Here is a 5,655-nt window from a genome sequence, read left to right on the forward strand (position 1 = left end):
TAAATTTTTCAATTTGAATATCGACAAACAAGAACGAATTATCAATGCAGCCATGCAGGAATTTGTTAAAGCAGGTTTTGAAAAAGCGTCAACAAATGAAATCGTAAAGGAGGCGCAAATATCCAAAGGGTCTTTATTCAACTATTTTAGAAATAAAAAGGACTTGTACATTTTTCTAATCGAAAATGCTGTTAACATTCTTGAGCAGATATATGACCAAATAGACTTGAATGAACGTGATCTTTTTGAAAGGCTGAATCAAGTTGGGTTTATTAAATTGAATATCCAGAAGAAATACCCATTAGTATTTGATTTTTTAAAGTCTATACGAACTGAAGAAGCGGTTGAAGTCAAGGAAGAGATCGATCAGCTGATAGGGAATTGGCTGGATGATGGGTTAAAAAGACTTTATCAAAACCTGGATTGGTCTAAATTCAGAGAAGATGTGGACCCGGAAAAAGCCGTTCAAATCCTTAACTGGACAATGGTTGGTTTTGCCGAACAGCAAATTTCCAAGTTAGGAACATTTAAAAATGTTGAAAGTATTGGAGGCGACATTTTTAACGAATGGAAAAGTTATGCAGAGATTTTGAAGCGCAGTTTCTATAGAAAAGGGGAGGAATGAACATGAGCTTATTAAGCGTAACAAATTTATCGAAGAACTTTGGGAAATTTACCGCGTTGGATGGTGTGAATCTTGAACTTAATAAAGGAGAAGTTGTCGGTTTTATTGGCCCAAATGGAGCTGGTAAATCAACGACGATTCGAGTGTTATTGGGAATATTAAAGGCAACGAAGGGAGAAGTAAAGATATTTAACAAAGACGCCTGGCATGATGCTGTTGACATTCATAAGCGCGTTGCTTACGTTCCCGGTGATGTTAATTTATGGCCGAACTTAACCGGGGGAGAGGTGATTGATATATTTTTAAAATTAAATGGTTCGGCAAATCGTTCGAAACGTGAGGAGTTAATAAAAAAATTCGATTTGGATCCAACCAAGAAATGCAGAACCTACTCGAAAGGAAACAGACAAAAGGTAGCTTTAGTGGCTGCTTTTTCATCGGATGCAGATTTATTCATCCTGGATGAACCGACATCCGGATTAGACCCTTTAATGGAAAATGTGTTCCAAGAATGTGTAATGGATGTGAAAGAACAAGGAAAAAGTGTACTCCTTTCCAGTCATATATTATCAGAAGTAGAAAAACTCTGTGACAGGGTGAGTATTATCCGTAAAGGCAAGATTATTGAGTCGGGATCCTTAAGTGAACTTCGTCATTTAACACGAACACAAATGCTTGTCGACACCAGAGAGCCAATCACTGGTTTAAATGAGCTGCAAGGGATTCATGAAATTGAAGAAAGGGAACACGGCCTTTCCTTTCAGGTTGACACGGTGCAGTTAGAGGCAGTAATGAAGCATATCAGCCAATTTGGCATCGTCAAGTTAGAGAGTGCTCCGCCGACACTGGAAGATCTATTCATGCGTCATTACGAAGGAGTGGGAGGTGAACGATAATGTCAGGCAATTTAATGACGAAAACGGCGTACCTGTCTACATTTATATTACGTCTCGACCGGCTGCGAATTCCAATCTGGGTGTTTGCGCTTACCTTTTTCACGATCATTGTGCCAACATCGTTTAAGGATCTGTATGGCTCACAGCAAGAAAGGGATGCCATGGCTCAAACGATGGCGAACCCGGCGATGACAGCCATGACGGGTCCAGCTGATTTAAGCAACTATACCGTTGGCGTGATGACCGCCCATCAGATGTTACTCATGACGGCAGCTGTTGTGGGGTTAATGAGTATTCTGCTTGTCACCCGTCACACCCGGGCTGACGAAGAAGAGGGACGTTTGGAAATGCTTCGTTCATTACCAACCGGACGTCTTTCCTATTTGAATGCATCACTCCTGGTCATCACAGCTGCAAATATCATATTACTATTGGTTAATGGTTTTGGTCTTTACGCACTCGGGATTGAAAGTATGGATCTGGAAGGATCATTGCTGTATGGTACGGCTCTGGGAGCTGCTGGCCTGTTCTTTGCAGGGGTCACGGCCGTATTCGCACAGTTATCGGACAGTTCTCGCGGAACAATCGGTTATTCTATGGCTGTACTCCTGATTTCTTATCTTTTACGGGCGGTTACGGATGTCAGCAATGAAGCACTATCGTGGATTTCACCATTGGGGTGGGTCACGAAAGCAGAAGTTTATGATTCGAATAATTGGTGGCCGATTGTCCTAATGATTGCTGCTGCATTTGTTCTATTCGCTGCAGCGAATTATTTAAACGCCATACGTGACCTGGACCGCGGCTTCCTGCCATCCAAGCCTGGTAAACGATTCGCATCCCGCTTCTTGCAAAGTCCAATCGGTCTTGCTTTACGGCTGCAGAGAGTTGGAATCATCTCATGGGCAATAGGGATGGTTGTACTGGGTGCATCATATGGAGCAGTTTTAGGTGATTTGGAGACATTTTTTTCTGATAACGAAACGATGAAGCAGCTTCTTCAGCCCAAAGAAGGGGTCACATTGATTGAACAATTTATCCCGATGCTGATGATCGTCATTTCATTGCTTGCAACAATCCCTCCAGTCATGTCCATCAATAAGCTGCGGGGAGAGGAGAAAAAGGACCGGATTGTTCATCTGTTAAGCAAATCCGTTTCCCGGACAAAACTGCTCGGAAGTTACTTCCTGATTTCAATCATCAATGGTTTTATGATGATATCGCTTGCAGCATTTGGCTTATGGGCAGCAGGAAATGAAGTGGTTGACGGCGGGTTATCCTTTGAAATGATCTTTGATGCAGCACTTTCCTATTATCCGGCCATGTTCATTATGATTTGTCTGGCCGTATGTTTAATCGGATTTTTACCGAAGCTGACGAGCTTCATTTGGCTATACGTTTTTTATTCCTTTATCGTATTATACCTGGGAGGGTTATTCCAGTTCCCAAATTGGATCGGGAATATTTCACCTTTCGGCCATGTTCCCCAAACACCGATTGAGGAATTTTCATCCATGCCTTTACTGCTCTTAAGTATCGTTGGAATCATGCTGGCCATCGTTGGCTTTATTACTTTCAACAGGCGTGATATTGAAAATTAATAGTGATTGAAGAATACCTCCAGTACATTTACTGGGGGTATTTTTACTAAATGATAAAGAAGTAAACATTTCGAAACGGGTATAGAATATGCTGCTAATCCTGTCCAAATGGTTGAAGTCCTGATCTTACGTCTTGCTGAGTATTAACTTTAGCTTCCCATTAAGCAGGATTATATGAATTCACTATATCTTTATGGGCAAAATACATCTATCAACATAAGGAGGCGGCTATGACAACGATATTTGAATCAATAAAAGATTACCTTCAGATGAGTTTAGACAATGAACCGCAAAACCCATTACATGTTGGAGAGGTTATGAGTTGTTGGATGTATCTCGCCTTAATGGATGAAGCAACCATCTATATTCAAATAGGTCTCAATTCCACAACAGATGATGAAGTTAAATCATTGCTCACGCAGAGCTTAAAACAATGTGAAAACCAAGGGAAACGGTTTAAGGAATTTATGAAAACAGAGGGAGTTCATTTACCGGCAACAAGTGAACAACGTCCCAATTCTGACCCGAACGGTGTTCCTTTAGGAGTCAAGCTTACTGATGATGAAATTATGAATGGTATAAGTATCAAAACTGCTGCAGCAGTTGTTCATTGCGCCACTGCTGCAAGCCAATCAATCAGAAATGATGTAGGTTCCTTATTTATTCAATGCCTTTTCGAAAAGATGAAGTATGGAACGTCATTAAAAAATGCCATGAGAAAACGGGGATGGATTAAAGTCCCGCCTTATTATTACCCTCCTGGGATGCCTAAGCAACGTTAAAGAATTTTTTTTTTGTAAAGAACCATTCTTAATTTTAAGGTCAAACTTCATTTGAACATTTATAAAAATCCTGTTGTGAAATGTACAGCAGGATTTTTTCTGATTTAAAATGTATTCGTCTCGATTTGCTTTCTCAATATTGCACCTACCATGACAATCGTATATTGTTGTATTCAGTAATATGGTTCATCAACTTAAACCATTAAACTGATTAGTGGAGGTATTTTACTGAATGAACAAACAGGACCATCTAGATATAATCAAAGAAGACTTTATTAATTGTCAAAAAGTACTTTTGGCAATTGGGGATGAAACACGTCAATCGATCTTGTTCGTACTGATGGGGACGGATTGTGAGACTGGATTACGTGTGGGTGAAATCACTGAACAAACCCATCTTTCCCGGCCTGCTGTCTCCCATCATCTTAAGGTTTTACGAGACGCCGGAGTTATTCTCATGCGTAAAGAAGGGACAAAAAATTTTTATTATATTAATGTACGCACAGAATTAGGTTTATTAAGAACGCTTGTGTTGGATATTGATCAGTTCATGCAGAACTTTTATTGAAGAATAAACAGACATTATTTTGGAGGTATAGGCTATGAGAGCAATGATGATTGATAGATATGGGAAAGTGCCGATGCGTTTGACCGAAGTGCCCGCACCAGAAATTGGTGAATATGAGGTACTCGCAGAGATTCATGCAGCTAGTATTAATCCTGTTGATTTTAAGATAAGAGATGGGAAAGTGAAATTGTTAGTTAACTATAAAATGCCTCTTATTTTAGGGAATGACTTTTCTGGTGTGGTCGAAAAGGTTGGCGCTAAAGTGACACGTTTTAAAGTTGGTGACGAAATATATGCACGTCCCCGTAAGAGTAAAATCGGTACTTTTGCTGAATATATCGCAATTCATGAAGATGACATCGCCTTAAAGCCTGCAAATTTGAGCTTTGAAGAAGCAGCATCGATCCCACTGGTTGGGTTAACCTCCTATCAAGCCCTTACAGACATTTTGCAATTACAAAAGGGACAAAAGATTTTAATCCATGCCGGGTCTGGCGGTGTCGGTACCTTTGCGATTCAACTGGCCAAATTAATGGGTGCTGCTGTTGCAACGACCGCCAGTGAAGCTGGTGCGAATTTAGTAGAATCTCTTGGTGCAGATGAAATGATAAATTACAAGACAGAAAAATTTGAAGAACTACTGAGAAACTATGATTACGTGTTTGATACGCTTGGGGGCGAGGTACTCGAAAAATCATTCGGAGTGTTAAAAAGCGGAGGGAAAATTGTTTCCGTTTCGGGATTACCTAATGCTCGTTTTGGCAAAGAATACGGTTCCGGTATTTTTAAAACGCTGTTGTTTTCAGCAGCAAGTCATAAACTTACTGCGCTTGAAAAAAAGCATAATGTTGAATATACGTTTTTGTTTATGAAGCCAAGTGGAGAGCAGCTGCGTATCATCGCAAACTTTATTGAGACTGGTAAAATCAAACCTGTAATTGATAGAGTTTTTCCTTTTGAAGATGCTGAAAAAGCGATGGAATATGCAGAGTCCGGCAGGGCAAAGGGGAAAATAATAGTAAAAATCAAATAGTTACCAAACGAAGAAAAAATGTGCATAGTAATGCTCCTGGAAAAAATCATTTAGTAACATGAGGGTTTGTAGTTAAGGTGATATAGAGGTGTTATACAATTCATGGGCGCAATCCCTGAAGATCGGCCAGTTGATCTCCTGTAATTGCCT

6 protein-coding genes are annotated in these 5,655 nt (G+C 40.1%); all 6 read left to right on the top strand.

Going from position 1 to position 5,655, the window contains the following annotated elements; genetic code table 11:
- Positions 1 to 625, top strand: a 625-nt coding sequence (locus HP456_RS19075) for a TetR/AcrR family transcriptional regulator (protein ID WP_246289268.1), incomplete at its 5' end; no start/stop codon positions are given.
- A gap of 2 nt (positions 626 to 627) precedes the next feature.
- A complete protein-coding gene (locus tag HP456_RS19080; RefSeq protein ID WP_172254036.1) occupies positions 628 to 1,521 on the top strand; it encodes an ABC transporter ATP-binding protein in 894 nt (297 codons plus the stop codon).
- A complete protein-coding gene (locus tag HP456_RS19085; RefSeq protein WP_172254038.1) occupies positions 1,521 to 3,122 on the top strand; it encodes an ABC transporter permease in 1,602 nt (533 codons plus the stop codon). Before HP456_RS19080 ends, HP456_RS19085 begins: the two co-directional genes overlap by 1 nt.
- A gap of 230 nt (positions 3,123 to 3,352) precedes the next feature.
- A complete protein-coding gene (locus HP456_RS19090; protein WP_172254040.1) occupies positions 3,353 to 3,904 on the top strand; it encodes a DUF3231 family protein in 552 nt (183 codons plus the stop codon).
- A 232-nt stretch (positions 3,905 to 4,136) separates the two neighbouring features.
- The gene (locus HP456_RS19095) at positions 4,137 to 4,472 is read left to right on the top strand and encodes an ArsR/SmtB family transcription factor (protein ID WP_172254042.1); all 336 of its coding nucleotides are present in this window, start codon (positions 4,137 to 4,139) and stop codon (positions 4,470 to 4,472) included.
- 34 nt (positions 4,473 to 4,506) lie between these two features.
- The gene (locus tag HP456_RS19100; protein WP_172254044.1) at positions 4,507 to 5,505 is read left to right on the top strand and encodes an NADP-dependent oxidoreductase; all 999 of its coding nucleotides are present in this window, start codon (positions 4,507 to 4,509) and stop codon (positions 5,503 to 5,505) included.
- Positions 5,506 to 5,655 lie beyond the last annotated feature (150 nt).

The organism is Bacillus haikouensis (assembly GCF_013179555.1).
GTDB lineage: Bacteria > Bacillota > Bacilli > Bacillales > Bacillaceae_B > Rossellomorea > Rossellomorea haikouensis_A.